The sequence below is a fragment of the uncultured Desulfovibrio sp. genome (genome assembly GCF_949282365.1).
GTDB lineage: Bacteria > Desulfobacterota > Desulfovibrionia > Desulfovibrionales > Desulfovibrionaceae > Desulfovibrio.
In genome coordinates this window covers 1-14,132 of the sequence record NZ_CASDOY010000052.1, presented here as the reverse complement: position 1 = coordinate 14,132, position 14,132 = coordinate 1, and the positions used below count along the sequence as shown (strand labels likewise).

At 66.4% G+C, this 14,132-nt stretch carries 13 protein-coding genes and 1 riboswitch; of the genes, 1 reads left to right on the top strand and 12 read right to left on the bottom strand.

Going from position 1 to position 14,132, the window contains the following annotated elements; translation table 11 throughout:
- The 5 genes from thiF to cysK form a co-directional block, all read right to left on the bottom strand.
- On the bottom strand, positions 1-585 hold a 585-nt coding region (thiF, locus tag Q1X76_RS08805), incomplete at its 3' end, for a sulfur carrier protein ThiS adenylyltransferase ThiF (protein WP_300719296.1).
- 248 nt (positions 586-833) lie between these two features.
- Positions 834-1,955, bottom strand: a complete 1,122-nt coding sequence (thiH, locus tag Q1X76_RS08800) for a 2-iminoacetate synthase ThiH (RefSeq protein ID WP_300719295.1) — start codon at positions 1,953-1,955, stop codon at positions 834-836.
- 14 nt (positions 1,956-1,969) lie between these two features.
- On the bottom strand, positions 1,970-2,755 hold the full coding sequence (locus tag Q1X76_RS08795) for a thiazole synthase (RefSeq protein WP_300719293.1): 786 nt from the start codon (positions 2,753-2,755) through the stop codon (positions 1,970-1,972).
- A gap of 76 nt (positions 2,756-2,831) precedes the next feature.
- Positions 2,832-3,032, bottom strand: coding sequence for a sulfur carrier protein ThiS (gene thiS / locus Q1X76_RS08790; protein ID WP_300719292.1), 201 nt, complete (start codon positions 3,030-3,032; stop codon positions 2,832-2,834).
- Positions 3,033-3,096: 64 nt separating this feature from the next.
- Positions 3,097-3,218, bottom strand: a riboswitch (TPP riboswitch).
- A 259-nt stretch (positions 3,219-3,477) separates the two neighbouring features.
- A complete protein-coding gene (cysK, locus tag Q1X76_RS08785; RefSeq protein ID WP_300719291.1) occupies positions 3,478-4,395 on the bottom strand; it encodes a cysteine synthase A in 918 nt (305 codons plus the stop codon).
- 178 nt (positions 4,396-4,573) lie between these two features.
- Between cysK and Q1X76_RS08780 the strand changes: the two genes are divergently transcribed.
- On the top strand, positions 4,574-5,032 hold the full coding sequence (locus tag Q1X76_RS08780) for a nuclear transport factor 2 family protein (protein WP_300719290.1): 459 nt from the start codon (positions 4,574-4,576) through the stop codon (positions 5,030-5,032).
- 407 nt (positions 5,033-5,439) lie between these two features.
- On the opposite strand, the gene Q1X76_RS08775 is transcribed toward Q1X76_RS08780, so the two are convergent.
- From Q1X76_RS08775 to Q1X76_RS08745, 7 genes are all read right to left on the bottom strand, one after another.
- Entirely contained in the window at positions 5,440-5,868 is a 429-nt protein-coding gene (locus Q1X76_RS08775) for a TOBE domain-containing protein (protein WP_300719289.1), read from the bottom strand.
- Between the two features lie 701 nt (positions 5,869-6,569).
- The gene (locus Q1X76_RS08770) at positions 6,570-7,430 is read right to left on the bottom strand and encodes an FAD/NAD(P)-binding protein (RefSeq protein ID WP_300719298.1); all 861 of its coding nucleotides are present in this window, start codon (positions 7,428-7,430) and stop codon (positions 6,570-6,572) included.
- Between the two features lie 451 nt (positions 7,431-7,881).
- The gene (locus Q1X76_RS08765; protein ID WP_300719288.1) at positions 7,882-8,934 is read right to left on the bottom strand and encodes a 4Fe-4S dicluster domain-containing protein; all 1,053 of its coding nucleotides are present in this window, start codon (positions 8,932-8,934) and stop codon (positions 7,882-7,884) included.
- Positions 8,931-10,379, bottom strand: a complete 1,449-nt coding sequence (locus Q1X76_RS08760) for a hydrogenase iron-sulfur subunit (RefSeq protein ID WP_300719287.1) — start codon at positions 10,377-10,379, stop codon at positions 8,931-8,933. The genes Q1X76_RS08765 and Q1X76_RS08760 overlap by 4 nt, the downstream gene beginning before the upstream one ends.
- On the bottom strand, positions 10,367-12,328 hold the full coding sequence (locus Q1X76_RS08755) for a CoB--CoM heterodisulfide reductase iron-sulfur subunit A family protein (protein ID WP_300719286.1): 1,962 nt from the start codon (positions 12,326-12,328) through the stop codon (positions 10,367-10,369). The genes Q1X76_RS08760 and Q1X76_RS08755 overlap by 13 nt, the downstream gene beginning before the upstream one ends.
- Positions 12,325-13,242: a CoB--CoM heterodisulfide reductase iron-sulfur subunit B family protein gene (locus Q1X76_RS08750; RefSeq protein WP_300719285.1), complete on the bottom strand. Its 918-nt coding sequence runs from the start codon at positions 13,240-13,242 to the stop codon at positions 12,325-12,327. Before Q1X76_RS08750 ends, Q1X76_RS08755 begins: the two co-directional genes overlap by 4 nt.
- On the bottom strand, positions 13,239-13,823 hold the full coding sequence (locus Q1X76_RS08745) for a 4Fe-4S dicluster domain-containing protein (protein ID WP_300719284.1): 585 nt from the start codon (positions 13,821-13,823) through the stop codon (positions 13,239-13,241). The genes Q1X76_RS08750 and Q1X76_RS08745 overlap by 4 nt, the downstream gene beginning before the upstream one ends.
- Positions 13,824-14,132: the final 309 nt, after the last annotated feature.

Sequence of the window (14,132 nt, the reverse complement as noted above, 5' to 3'; positions counted from 1 at the left end):
CAGCAGGGCGTCGGCCAGCAGGGCCGCGGCCTCGGTCACGCGCGGGGCCAAGGGCGGATATTCCAGCACGTCGGTCTCGAAGTCGCCCACCAGCACCAGATTGCCCAGCACGCGCTTCTGCATGGGCTTGCCGCCGAAGCCGCCCATGCCCGAGGCACTGGCGATGCGCCGGCCCGAGAGCATGGCCGTTTCCACCAGCAGGCGCTTGTCCGCGGCCCCGTCCAGGGCTTCCAGCCACAGGGGACAGCGGGCCACCAGCCCGTCCACGTTGCCGGCGTCGATGCGCAGGCGGCAGGTCTCCACCCGGGCGTCGGGGTTCAGTTCCCGCACCAGCTCGGCCAGGACCTCCACCTTGGGACGGCCCAGATGCCGGGGCCAGAACTGCTGCCGGTTGAGGTTGGAGGCGTCCACCACGTCGTCGTCGATGAGCAGGAAATGCTCCACGCCGCTGCGGGCCAGCATCAGCACGGCATTGGAGCCCAGACCGCCCGCGCCGGCCACGCCCACCCGCGCGGCGCGCAGGGCCTCCAGACGGGCAGGGGAAAGATAGCGCGTCAGGCCCTGACGCAATATGTTCTCGCTCATGGCAGGCTCCACAAAAAGGTTGAAGATGCAGGACGGACGTGTGCGCACATCACGAGGCGGCATGCCCGGACGCGTCACGAAATGATCTTGCCCGGCCCTCATGACGGAAAGGAGGAGCGTCTTCCCGGCGGGAAAGACGCTCCTCCCGGTAAAGCGCGTTTGGGGGAGGATGGGGGCCGGAGGGAAGGCCCCCCTTGGGCGCCGGCAAAGGGGGACCTTCCCCCCGAAAGCGCCCTTCCCTCCTCTGCCTAGGCGTGGCAGAGGGTGGGGTCTTCCCAGTCCTTGATGACGGCCTGATAGCCGTTCCTGGTCAGGTCGGCGATCATCTGCGCCACGCTGCGGTGGTCGGTGATGTCGAACTGGCCGCTGTTGTCGGCGTGGGTGGCGCGGCCGCCCACGGCGGTGGACACCCCGGCCGAGACGCGGGTCACGCCAAGGGGGATCAGGTGATCGCGCATGAAGGCGCTCTCGCGGCTGGAACAGGTGATGGAGGAGCGCGGCAGGAAGCAGCGCAGGGCCGTCACATACTGCACGAAGCGGCGGTCATCCAGGGCGTGCGGGATGTCGAAGCTGCCCTCGTGGGAGCAGATGCGCGGTATGGACAGGCTCACGTCCACGCCGGGATAGTGGCGCAGCAGCCACCAGGCGTGCAGGCCTGTGGCGAAGGCGTCCTGTTCGAACTCCTCAAGGCCCAGCAGCGCGCCCAGGCCCAGGGAGCGCATGCCCGCGCGGGCGGCACGTTCGGGGGCGTTGAGGCGGAAGGCGTAGTCCTTCTTGGGGCCCACCGGGTGCAGCCAGTCGTAGAGCTCGGGATTGTAGGTCTCCTGGAACATGGTCATGCTGTCCACGCCGCTTTCCACCATGAAACGGTATTCGTCCTCGGTCATGGAATAGACTTCGATGCCCACGCTGGCGAACAGGGGTTTGATGCGGCGGGCGATCTCCGCGATATATTCCGGCGAGGAGAGCTTGCGGGCGTCGCCGGTGAGCAGCAGGATGTGCTGCAGGCCCATGTCCGCGATGGCCTTGGCCTCGGCGTAGGCTTCATCGGGGCTCAGGTGGCGGCGCGGCTGCTTGTTGTTGGCGTTGAAGCCGCAGTAGCGGCACTGGTTGGTGCAGTAGTCCGAGACATAGAGCGGCGTGAACAGGTTCACGGCCCGGCCGAAGTAGCGCAGGGTCAGCTCGTGGGCGCGCCGGGCCATGTCTTCCAGCAGGCCCCCGGCCGCGGGCGAGAGCAGGGTCAGGAAGTCGGCCGGCTGCAGGTAGTCCTTGCGCAGCACGGCACGCACCTGATCTTCGGTGGCGCCGGCGGCCAGCCGGCTGCGGCGTTCACGGGGCCATTTTTCCAGATATTGCTGAAAATTCTCCATCTCGCTCCTCCGCTCTAGCGCAAAAAGCCCGTCAGCGGCGAGGAGGCGCTGGCGCCTTCACCGTCGGCGCGCACGGCCCCGGGACCGGCCAGCCAGGCGGCGCGACCGGCCTCCACGGCCTGACGGAAGGCGCGGCCCATGCGCACGGGGTCGCTGGACGAGGCGATGCCGGTATTCACCAGACAGGCGGCGGCGCCCATCTCCATGGCCTCGCAGGCCTGGGAGGGCAGGCCGATACCGGCGTCCACCACGATGGGCAGATCCAGCTCCTCGATGAGGATGCCGATCATCTCGCGGGTGCGCAGGCCGCGGTTGGTGCCGATGGGCGCGCCCAGGGGCATGACGGCGGCCGCGCCGGCCTCCGCGCAGGCCCGGGCCACATAGAGGTCGGGATTGATGTAGGGCAGCACGGTGAAGCCTTCCCTGACCAGCATCTCCGTGGCCCTGGCGGTCTCGTAGCCGTCGGGCAGCAGATGGCGGGTATCGGAGATGACTTCGATCTTGACCCAGTCGCCGCAACCGGCGGCGCGGGCCAGGCGGGCCAGGCGCACGGCTTCTTCGGCGGTGCGGGCGCCGGAGGTATTGGGCAGCAGGCGCATGTGGCCGGGGATGTGGCCCACGATGCCCTTCTGGCCTTTTTCCACACGGCGCATGGCCACGGTGATGACCTGGGCGCCGCTGCTGGCGCAAACGTCGGGGATGAGTTCGTCACTGCTGTATTTGCCGGTGCCGATGAACAGGCGGCTCTGCAGTTCCACGCCGCCGATGACGAGGGGATCGTTGTTCTGAAAATCGCTCATGAGGGGTCTCCTGCGGCCGACCGGGCCGCGCGGTGCGCACGGGCGCAGACAGGAAAAAAGGGACGCGGCGCGACGGCTAGCCGCCGCCCACGAACTGCACGATCTCCAGCACGTCGCCCTCATGCAGGGCGGTGGCCGCAAAGTCCGCGGCGGGCAGGATCCGGCCGTTGAGCTCCACGACCACGGCGGCGGCATCCAGTTCCCGCTCGCGCAGCAGGGCGGCCACGCTCAGGCCCCCGGCACAGGCGCAGGCTTCGCCATTGATGGTGAGTTGCATATCGCCTCCACAAAAAAACCCGTCCACCTAGCAAGAGGGCGAAACGGGCAGTTGGCGCAACAAGAGCGCGCATTGCCAGCTTCCCTTCGACAGCACTATCTGCATCAGGTACAGGACCGCACGGCGGCCCTAGGGGTCAGGGTCCTTGCACCCTTTCTCAGCCCGCAGGCTCCCCCAGCCGGAAGGAAAAATCTAGTCCCGGGACAAAAATATTGCAAGAGGGCAGGACAAGGCGCAGCCGCATTCCCGGCATCCCCGCCGGGCCGGGCAAAAGCGCGCCCGCCGGGCACAGCAGATGCGGATGGGGACACGGCCTCCAGCGCGCTCCGTCACGCATGGGCAACCGCCCCGCTGCGCCCGAAAAAAAGGGCACCCTCCCGCGAGGATGCCCGTTGTCCGCATGCGGCGCCCCGCCCGCAGCGGGCGTGGACGGCCTGATCCGCGCCTAGTCCTGCCGGAACAGGGGCGTGGACATGTAGCGTTCGCCGGTATCGCAGGCGAAGGTCACGATATGCCTGCCCTGCATCTCGGGACGGGCGGCCACGCTGAGGGCGGCCAGCACGTTGGCCCCGGTGGAGATGCCCGCGCACACGCCTTGGGCGCGCAGCAGGCGGCGGGCCATGGCCATGGCCTCGTCCGAGGGGATCCGGATGATCTCGTCCAGCAGCGCGCGGTCCAGGATGGCGGGCACGAAGTTGGCCCCGATGCCCTGGATGCCGTGCTGTCCGGCCTGACCGCCGGAAAGCACGGGGGATTCCGCCGGTTCCACGGCCACGACCCTGAAACCGGGGATATGCTCCTTGAGGAAGCGCCCCGTGCCCGTGAGGGACGAGCCGGAGCCCACGCCGGCCACCAGCACGTCCATGCGGCCCACGCTGTCGGCCAGGATCTCGGGACCGGTGGTGAGGTAATGGGCCTCCACGGCCAGGGGATTGGAAAACTGTCCGAAGAGCAGGCCGTTGCGGTCCGCGGCCAGCTGCTCCGCGGCCCTGATGGCGCCGCTCATGCCTTCGGCGGCCGGGGTCAGGACCAGTTCCGCGCCCAGGGCATGCAGCAGGTTGCGGCGCTCCACGCTCATGGAGTCGGGCATGGTCAGCACGCAGCGCAGCCCGCGCACGGCGGCCACCAGGGCGATGCCGATGCCCAGGTTGCCGCTGGTGGCCTCCACGATGGTCCCGCCGGCATCGATATCGCCCCACTCCATGGTCTTGTCGATGACATGGAAGGCCACCCGATCCTTGATGGAGCCTCCGGGGTTGCGGTTTTCGAGCTTGAGCCAGACCGTACCGGGCAGATCCGCGCTGAGGGCGTCCAGGCGCAGCAAAGGGGTCCTGCCGATGCTTTGCAGAATGTTGGTGAGCATGCTGTATCCTTGCTAAAAGTCTGGGGATGACCGGGGTGTTCCAGTATATGCCAGGCGGCCGTGATTTGCAAACCTGCCCGCCTTTCCGCAGGGAAAGGCGGCTTGACAGGCGCCGGCTTGCCCCGTAATTTTTGACGAGACAGGACGTCCCGTCCACAGCCCGCAAGGAGAGTGCCCCATGAAGCTGCTGCGTCCGTTCCTTCTGCTGCTGATCCTGAGCCTGGCCTGCGCCGCCACCGCCATGGCCAAAGCCGATGTCACCGAACTGTATGCCGAAGCCCTCATGACCGGCGACGTGGAGGCCCTGGACAAGCTCCTGGCCCCCAATTACTGGCACGTCAGCGCCAACGGGCACATCCAGGACAAGGAACACTTCCTGGCCAGCATCAAGGCCCGGAACCTGGTCATCGACCGCATCCGCCTCAGCAACATGCGCAGCACCGTCATGGGTGACGTGACCCTGGTCACCGCCAACGGCGAACTCAAGGGCTCGGCCACGCCTCCCCTGCCCCAGGGCCTGATGCGCTATACCATGGTGCTGAACAAGAGCGGCAAGGAGACCAGGATCGTCCTGTTCCAGGCCACGCCCGTGGTGCCCTCCGACGACTGCCGGGACGGCAACTGCGCCATCCGCTAGCGCCCATCCGCGCTTGCCCCTTTCCATCCGCCACCGCAAGGCTGCCTTCGGGCAGCCTTTTTTTGCGCCTTGCGGGATGCGTGTGCCGTGCGTACCGTCCCGGTCCCGGTGGCCTGCACGACAGGCGGCGCAGGGCGCGGCGCCACGCCAGCAGCATCGGCAGCGCGACCGGGCTGCATGGCAAGCGGGACCAGGACGGCGCACCCCCCAGACGGCCGGCCCGGACGGGAGCCCCGTGGCGGGGCCGCATCATCCGCGAGCCGTCCCCCGCCCCGCAGCGGACGCAGCCGGGCAGGAGCCCGTTTTCCGGGGAGCCGGGAAGCGGCACGGATCTCCTCCCGGCCCGGGGACGACAAAGGGCCGCCCCTTGCGGAGCGGCCCTGGATGAGGCGGTGTGTGACGCGGCCTTACTTCTTGACGGCCATGATCACGCTGGTGGCCTTGACCACGGCGGTCACCTTGCTGCCGGCGGCCAGACCCAGGTTCTTGATGCTGCCCATGGTGATGATGGAGGTCATCTCGCCATCGGCGCCCAGATCGAGCACCACTTCGCCGTTGACGGCGCCGGGGGTCACGCTCTTGACGGTACCGCAGAACTGGTTGCGGGTGGAGAGGATGTACTGGTCGGCATCGTTCATCAGGATGACCATGCTGGCCTTGACCAGGGCGCAGGCTTCCTTGCCTTCGGCCAGGCCCAGGCGTTCGGTGCTGGCCTTGGTGATGGAGGCCACCAGTTTGGTGCCGGAAGGCGTGGTCAGTTCGATCTCGTCATTGACGGCGCCGGGACGGACGGCGCTGATGGTGCCCCAGAACGTATTGCGGGCGCTGGTTTTCATATCGTTTTCTCCTTGTATCGAATGGGAGGTGTGTTTCGTTCGCAGCGGGATATACGCATTGGCGGGGGGGCTGTAAAGGGGGCGGGAGCGCAGCGGGAAGCAAATTCACGCTTTGGCAGGGATATTTTTCAGGAAAATTTACCAGTTAGAAAAAAATAAATTATTTCATCATGTTTGACACGTTTTTTTCTGAAAAAGCGACTGAAAATAGGGATTTTTGACGCAAACAATAGTGATGAACTATGTCTTGTATGCCGGAATCACGGCATTTCCTGGAACGTGCATGAAAGTCCCGCCCCGACTGCGGGCGGCGGCGCCGGGACAGCTCCCAGGTGGCCGGGCGGGGAGCCCCTGGGCTGAAAAAGGTGTGCCGGGGCACGTCCCGGCGACCATGTCCCCCCTGCGCACGCCATGTGTGGCACAAATAAGTATGTCCCCCGTACCAGCGTGTGCCTGCCCCCCTGCGCACGCCGTGCGTGGGGGCGGGGCCGGAGACGGTGGACGGGAGCCACGGCCGGAGGACCGGCATGGGGAGCGGCCGGGGCAGGCCGCGGCCTCCCGCGCACGGCAGGGAGCGTCCTGAAGGGCTTTCTCCAGATCCTGGCGATACACCGTCCGCACGGCAGGGGGAACGGCCGCCGGGCAGAAAAAAAGGAAGGGGCCCGAAGACCCCTTCCTTCAGAAAGCGGACGTGGCGCCCGTTACAGTTCGGGCGGCAGTTCCTTGAGCTGGGCCATGGTGAACACCGGGCCGTCCACACAGACATAGTGGCTGCCGATATTGCAGCGGCCGCAGATGCCGATGCCGCACTTCATGCGCTTTTCCAGGGTGGTCACGATGTTCTCGGGCTGGAAGCCCAGTTTTTCCAGCGCCATCAGGGTGAACTTGATCATGATGGGCGGGCCGCAGAGCACGGCCACGCAATTGTCCGGGCTGGGGTTGAGCTCGGTGAGCACGTTGGGGATCAGGCCCACCTTGTGCGGCCAGCCTTCGAAGGGATTGTCGATGCAGAGCGTGCAATCCAGGTCGGGGTTGGCCATCCAGCCGTCCAGCTCGTAGCTGAAGGCCATGTCGCGCGGCGAGCGAGCGCCGTAGAGCAGGCTCACCTTGCCGTAATCGGCCTTGTGCTCCAGCACATGCAGCATGATGGTGCGGATGGGGGCCATGCCGATGCCGCCGCCCACGAAGAAGAGGTTTTTGCCCTTCCATTCCTTGTAGGGGAAGAAGTTGCCCAGCGGCGCGCGCACGCCCACCTTGTCGCCCACGTTCAGGCGATGGATGGCCGAGGTCACTTCGCCGGCCTGCATGACGGAGAACTGCAGGTAGTCCTTCTGGGACGGCGGGGTGTTGATGACGAAGGTGGACTCGCCCACGCCGAAGACCGAGAGCTGGCCCACCTGGCCGGGCTCGTAGGTGAAGGCGGCCATCTGTTCGGGATCGTCCAGCACCACGCGCAGGGTCCTGATGTTGCCGGTCTCCTGGATGGTCTCCACCACCGTGGCCAGCATGGGCTTGTAGGGATTGCCCGCCTGCTGGGGACGGGGCGTGATCTCGCGCAGCATGCGGCCGTCGGGACGGGGCTTGAGCGCCACGCTTTTGGCGGCTTTGGCTTCGGCCCTGGGCGCTTCCGCGGGGGCCGCTTCGGCGGGCTTTTCAGCCTTTTCTTCGGCCTTGGGAGCCGCTTCCACGGGCTTTTCCTCGGCCTTGGGCGCGGCTTCGGCAGGCTTGGCCTTCCTGGCACGGGCGGGCTTTTCTTCAGCCACGGCGGGAGCCTGGGCAGGTTCGGCCACGGCCGGGGCCTCGGCCTTCACGGCTTCGGCCGGCACGGGGCTTTCCTTGACCACGGGCGCATGGCTTTCCTTGAGCACGGGACTGTCCGCGGGGCGCACGGCCACGTCCGCGGCTTCCGCGGGAGCGGCCGCCGCCTTGGCCCGGGTCCGGGACGCGGCGGGCTTGGCGGCCTTCGTGCTTTTGCTCTTGGTGGTGGTTTTCTTGGTAGCCATGAACGAACTCCTACTTGTTGATGGCGTCGAGCACGATGGCGCGGATATCCAGATGCACGGGGCAGTTGCTCACGCAGCGGCCGCAGCCGTTGCAGGAGAAGGCCCCCCAGTTCTCGGGATAGGTGGAGAACTTGTGCGACACGCGGTTGCGCATGCGCAGGGCCTTGGCCATGCGCGGGTTGTGACCGCTGGCCTCGCGCGTGAACAGGGGCGACATGCAGTTGTCCCAGGTGCGCAGACGGCGGCCCTCACGGCCGTTGAGGCCGTCGCCTTCGTCGGTGATGTTGAAGCAGTAGCAGGTGGGGCAGAAGTAGGTGCACGCCCCGCAGGACAGACAGCGGTCGGTCTCCTGCTCCCAGAAGGTCACATCCTCGAAGCGCGCGGCCACCCTGGCCGGGGCCTCGGCCAGATTGGGCGCCTTGTCCAGGCTGGCCCAGGCGGCCTTGCGGGCGGCTTCGGCATCGGCGAAACGGTCGGCGCCGTCGGGCAGGCCGCTGCCCTCCAGCAGGGCCGTGCCCCTGTCGGTCATGGCCTGCAGCACATAGCCGCCCTCCACTTCGGTCATCAGCACGTCGGAGCCTTCCGGCGAGGTGGGGCCGCCGCCCACCCAGTGGCAGAAGCAGGTGCTGCAGCCGCTGGGACAGGTCAGGGTGACGACGGTGAGCTGGTCGCGGCGGGCCTTGTAGTACGGGTCCTCGAAGGGGCCGTTCAGGTAGGGCCGGTCCAGGGTCACATAGCCGCGGGCGTCACAGGGACGGCTGCCGAAGACCACGGTGGGTTCGGCCTGCGGCGTATCGTCCAGGGTCAGGGTGCATTTGCCCGGATCTTCCGGGTCCTTGGTCTTGCTGTAACGCACCAGCACTTCGCACTGGGGCAGCACGGCTCCCTTGGCGGGCACGGTGGCCTTGGCCAGGGTGAAAGGCTTGCCTTCCTTCCAGGGCTCGAACACGACCGCGGTCTTGTTGCCCGGCTTTTCCGCCGGAGCCAGCACGCGGGCGCTCTTGGAGAGGTGAGCCAGAAAGGCGGGCAGGCCGTCAGCGGTGACGAAACGGGTTATGCTCATTTCCACTCCCTCTCATGGATGTTCTTTTCTTCCAGCTCGTAGCCCAGGAGCGGCGGCACGGCCTCGGGGTCCATGCCGGCCTTGTAGCCGTCGAAGAGCTGGCTCACGGCGCGGCCGATCTGCTGGCGCAGGGCCAGGATCGGGATGCCCACGGGACAGGCCCGCTGGCATTCGCCGCAACCGGTGCAGCGGCCGGCCAGATGCAGGGCGTGGATGGTCTGGAAGTACAGCTTTTCGCGCAGGCTGTCTTCCTGGGTCATCCAGTGGGGATCGCGGCTCTCGGCCACGCAGTAGTCGCGGCAGACGCACATGGGACAGGCGTTGCGGCAGGCGTAGCAGCGCAGGCAGCGTTCCATCTGGCCGCGCCAGAAGGCCATGCGCTCGGGCAGGGTCATGGAATCCAGCAGGGCCAGCTCGGGCGGCGTGCCGGGCGTGCCGTCCACCGTGGTGGGGGCGCCGGCCAGGGTATCGGCCACCTGGGCCGTGGGCATGGTGCAGCCGTAGCATTTGCCCTGGGCGCATTCGGTCATGCAGAAGCGGTGTTCCTTGCCGTCGGCGGTGACGGTGACGCCGGCATCGTCATAGACCACGCTGTCGATCCTGTTGTAGCGGCCCAGCTCCTTGTCCACGCGGGCCATGTCCAGCGTGCCCTCGCAGGGCATGGCGAAGATGGTCACGTCGTCGCGGTCGATGAGCTTTTCCTGCAGCAGTTCCACCACGGAACGGGAGTCGCAGCCCTTGACCACGATGCCCACCTTCTTGCCCTTGAAGCCGGGCAGGTAGGTGGCGGGGTTGTTGACGTTGAAGGGGCCCCAGACCAGCTTGTCCACGTCTTCGGGCGTGCGCATGAACAGCGGCACCGTATGCACGGCGTCGTAACCCTGCTGCCAGCCGATGACGCAGTCCAGCTCGGGCAGCTTGGCCTTGATGGCGGCCTTGAGCTCGTCCAGTTTGGCATGCTGGCCCGTGCCCAGCGGACGCAGGGACGTGAGGGCCATGTCCACCACCTTGAGCAGCGGCTCGGGATCGTCGAAGCGGGGCGCGGGGCCCAGCTTGTGGATGCGGTCGGTGAAGGTGGTCACCACATGCTGCCAGCGCTGGCCTTCGGACGCCGAGACCCAGGTGTACTCGAAACGGCGGTCGTCGATGCCCAGCACGGGCAGGAACTGTTTGAGCACTTCCAGACGGCGGCGGGCATAGTAGTTGCCGGCGGAATAGTGGCAGTCACGCGGGTGGCAGCCCGACACCAGCACGCCGTCCGCACCGTTGAGCAGAGCGCGCACGATGAACAGCGGGTCGATACGGCCCGAACAGGGGACACGGATGATACGCAGGTCGGTGGGCTGGGTGGCGCGGGCGACCCCGGCGGTGTCGGCACCGCCGTAGGAACACCAGTTGCAAAGAAAGCCTACGATCCGCAGTTCTTTGCCATTCAGCACTGGCATAAGGCATTCACCTCCGCAAGGATCTGATTGTCAGTAGCGTGCGAAAGCTGGATGGCCCCCTGCGGACAGGTGGAGGTACACACACCGCAACCCTGACATACGGTTTCGATAACCTGGGCGTACATCTTGCCGCGGAACTCCACTTCGGTGATGGCGCCGAAGGGGCAGCAGCGGATGCACTTGCCGCAGTCCACGCAGCGCTTCATGTCCACCTGCGCGATCTGCGGGTCATTTTCCAGTTTGTCGCGGGCAAAGAGCGCCAGCACCTTGGCCGCGGCGGCCGAGCCCTGGGACACCGACGAGGGGATGTCCTTGGTGCCCTGGCAGACGCCGGCAAGGAAGACGCCGGCGGTATTGGTCTCCACGGGCTTCAGCTTGGGATGGCTCTCCATGAAGAAGCCGTAGCTGTCGTAGGAGATGCGCAGCTTTTCGGCCAGCTGCGGGGAGCCCTTGCTGGCTTCGATGCCCACGGCCAGGACCACCAGGTCGGCGCGGATCTCCACGGGCTGGCCCAGCAGGGTGTCCACGCCCTTGACGATGTACTGGCCGTTGCCGTCGGGATAGATCTTGGACACGCGGCCGCGGATGTATTCCGTGCCGTATTCCTCCATGGCCCGGCGGGTGAACTCGTCATAGAGCTTGGATGGGGCGCGGATGTCCATGTAGAAGACGTAGGACTGGGACGTGGGGATGTGGTCCTTGGTCAGCACGGCCTGCTTGGCGGTGTACATGCAGCAGAAGCCCGAGCAGTAGGGGCGGCCGATGGACTTGTCGCGCGAGCCCACGCACTGGATGAAGACCACGCTCTGGGGCTCCTTGCCGTCGGAAGGACGCTTGATGTGGCCTTCGGTGGGGCCGGAGGCGGAGAGCAGGCGTTCGTACTGCAGGGAGGTGATGACGTCGGGATAGCGACCGCCGCCGTATTCCTCGTAGATGGTCCAGTCCATGAGGTCATAACCGGTGGCGGCCACGATGCAGCCCACTTCCTCGGTGATGATCTCGTCCTGCATGTCGTACTTGATGGCGCCCGTGGGGCAGACCTTGGCGCAGACGCCGCACTTGCCCTTGGTCATCTGGCGGCAGTACTGGGGATTGATGACCGCCTTCTTGGGGATGGCCTGCGGGAAGGCGATGTTGATGGCCGTGGTGGGGCCGGTGAATTCATTGAAGGCGTCGGGGGTCTTCTTGCTGGGGCATTTTTCCGTACAGGCGCCGCAGCCGGTGCACAGGCTCCAGTCCACATAGGTGGCGCGCTTGCGGATCTTGACGGAGAAGTTGCCCACATAGCCGGAGATGTCCTCCACTTCCGACATGGCGTAGAGCGTGATGTTGGGATGCTGGGCCACGTCCACCATCTTGGGGCCCAGGATGCAGGCCGAGCAGTCCACGGTGGGGAAGGTCTTGTCCAGCTTGGCCATCTTGCCGCCGATGGTGGGCTGGCGTTCCACCAGCACCACCGGCACGCCGCCCTCGGCGCAGTCCAGGGCGGCCTGGATGCCGGCCACGCCGCCGCCGATGATGAGCACGCGCTTGTTGATGTCGAAGGACTTGGAGAACAGCGGCTTGTTGTTGCGCAGCTTGGCGACGGCCATCTCCACCAGTTCGGCGGCCTTGTTGGTATTGGCCGTCTTGTCCTTGCCGATCCACGAGACGTGCTCGCGGATGTTGGCCATTTCGAACATGTAGCGGTTCAGGCCGGCGCGTTCCACGGTGCGGCGGAAGGTGGGCTCGTGCATGCGCGGGCTGCAGGAGGCCACCACCACGCCGTCCAGTTTGTGTTCGTGGATGGCCGCCTCGATGGCGGCCTGGCCGGGCTCGGCACAGGAGTACATCAGGTCCACGGCGTAGACCACATCGGGATAGGTGCGGGCCGTCTCGGCGACCTTGGCGCAATCAACGGTGCCGGCGATGTTGCTGCCGCAGTGACAGATGAAAACGCCTATTCTCATGCTTTATCTCCTTCGGGGGCCTGGGCCCGGGCGTCTTCACGCCGGGCGTCCAGGATGCGCTCCACCAGGTCGCTGGCGCTGACCACCAGTTTGTCGAGGCCCAGTTCGCTGGGCAGCATGCCGAAGGCAAGGCCCATGATCTGGGTATAGTAGAGCACCGGCATATTGAAGGTGCGGTCGACGCCCTTCATGGCCTGTTTCTGGCGCAGGTCCAGGTTCATCTGGCACAGGGGACAGGCCACCACGATGGCGTCGGCGCCCATGTTGGTGGCCACTTCGAGGATGCGGCCCGACAGCCTGGCGGTCATGGGACGTTCCGGGATGCCGAAGGAGGCGCCGCAGCATTCGGTCTTGAGCGGGAAGTCCAGCATCTGCGCGCCGCAGGCGGAGAGCAGGTCTTCCATCATGGTGGGGTTCTCGGGATCGCCGAACTGCATCAGTTCCGCCGGGCGGCTCATGAGACAGCCGTAATAGGCCACCAGCTTGAGGCCGCGCAGGCTGCGGCGCACATGGGCGGCGATGGCCTTGGCGTCATAGAGCTGGGCGATGCTCTGCATGACCGAGGTCACGGGCGGGAAGCTCTCGGCCGCGGGCCTGTCCAGCAGATCGTTGACGCGGGCGCGGAACTCCGGCTTCTCCATGCGTTTGGCCGCATGGCGCAGGTTGGACAGGCAGCTCGGACAGGGCGTCACCACCATGTCGGCGTTGGCGCGGGCGGCGATGTCCAGGTTGCGCGCGCACAGGGCCGCGGAAAGCTCGGTATCCACCGCATGGGCGGGCGTGGAGCCGCAGCAGTTCCATTCGGGCAGCTCTTCCAGACGCATGCCCAGGGCATCGCACACGGCCTGGGTGGAGATTTCGTAATCGGCCGAGGAGCCCTTGGCCGAACAGCCGGGATAGTAGGCAAGTCTCATGGGCGCACCCCCTCACGCTTGGCGCGTTCCTTGTAGCGGGTCATGATGCGGCCCACAGCCTCGGCGCCGCCGTTGGGAATGGAATGGGGCTTGAAGCCCAGCTTGCGCTTGGCCAGGGCCTGGGGAGCCAGGTCCAGGTCCGTGAAGACGCGCATGGAACGCAGCATGTACAGGACCATGGTGCCGATCTCGTACGTCCGCCCGAACTTGCGCACGGTGTCGAGGAAGGAGAACCAGAATTTTTCCACCTTGGGCACGGCCACGTAGCCTTCCTTGCGGGCCATGTGGCGCAGGGTCTCCATGACCTCTGCCACGTCGATATTGTTGGGGCAGCGGAGGCTGCAGGTGGAACAGGACAGACACATCCACAGGGAGCGGGAGTTCAGCACCTGTTCTTTGAGGCCCAGCTGCACACCGCGCATGATCTGGTTGGCCTGCAGGTCGTAGACGAAGCCCGCGGGACAGCCGGCCGAGCAGTTGCCGCACTGGTAACAGGTGGAGACGTTTTGCCCGCTCTGCGCTTCCACCGCGGCGGTGAAGTCGCGGTCACGCTTTCGGGTCAGATCAATGGCGTCGTTCATGGAAACTCTCAAGGTTAGAGTCTGAAGGACAAAGACATACCAATTTGCAGTAGCCTAGCGCGTCCGCATGAAAAAATCCAGTCAAAGCCGTCACGTTTTTCGTGCGCTGCGGGCCCCGCAAAGGCTTGGCGGCCGGGGATTTCTGGCCCCGTGGCCGGGCCTGCCCCGGAGCGCGTCCCTGACAGCGGCACAGCGGACACGCGGACACGCCCCGGGACCGGGCCCGGACGGGCCTCCCGGGGACCGTGGCCGTGCCCGTTGCGACGAAGGAAGCTACGGGCATCGACAGCAACGCGCGACCGGATGGCG

Coding starts and splice junctions, on each gene's coding strand:
- thiH (WP_300719295.1), bottom strand. CDS start 1,955: ATGGAGAATTTTCAGCAATATCTGGAAAAATGGCCCCGTGAACGCCGC.
- Q1X76_RS08795 (WP_300719293.1), bottom strand. CDS start 2,755: ATGAGCGATTTTCAGAACAACGATCCCCTCGTCATCGGCGGCGTGGAA.
- thiS (WP_300719292.1), bottom strand. CDS start 3,032: ATGCAACTCACCATCAATGGCGAAGCCTGCGCCTGTGCCGGGGGCCTG.
- cysK (WP_300719291.1), bottom strand. CDS start 4,395: ATGCTCACCAACATTCTGCAAAGCATCGGCAGGACCCCTTTGCTGCGC.
- Q1X76_RS08780 (WP_300719290.1), top strand. CDS start 4,574: ATGAAGCTGCTGCGTCCGTTCCTTCTGCTGCTGATCCTGAGCCTGGCC.
- Q1X76_RS08775 (WP_300719289.1), bottom strand. CDS start 5,868: ATGAAAACCAGCGCCCGCAATACGTTCTGGGGCACCATCAGCGCCGTC.
- Q1X76_RS08770 (WP_300719298.1), bottom strand. CDS start 7,430: ATGCTGCGCGAGATCACGCCCCGTCCCCAGCAGGCGGGCAATCCCTAC.
- Q1X76_RS08765 (WP_300719288.1), bottom strand. CDS start 8,934: ATGAGCATAACCCGTTTCGTCACCGCTGACGGCCTGCCCGCCTTTCTG.
- Q1X76_RS08760 (WP_300719287.1), bottom strand. CDS start 10,379: ATGCCAGTGCTGAATGGCAAAGAACTGCGGATCGTAGGCTTTCTTTGC.
- Q1X76_RS08755 (WP_300719286.1), bottom strand. CDS start 12,328: ATGAGAATAGGCGTTTTCATCTGTCACTGCGGCAGCAACATCGCCGGC.
- Q1X76_RS08750 (WP_300719285.1), bottom strand. CDS start 13,242: ATGAGACTTGCCTACTATCCCGGCTGTTCGGCCAAGGGCTCCTCGGCC.
- Q1X76_RS08745 (WP_300719284.1), bottom strand. CDS start 13,823: ATGAACGACGCCATTGATCTGACCCGAAAGCGTGACCGCGACTTCACC.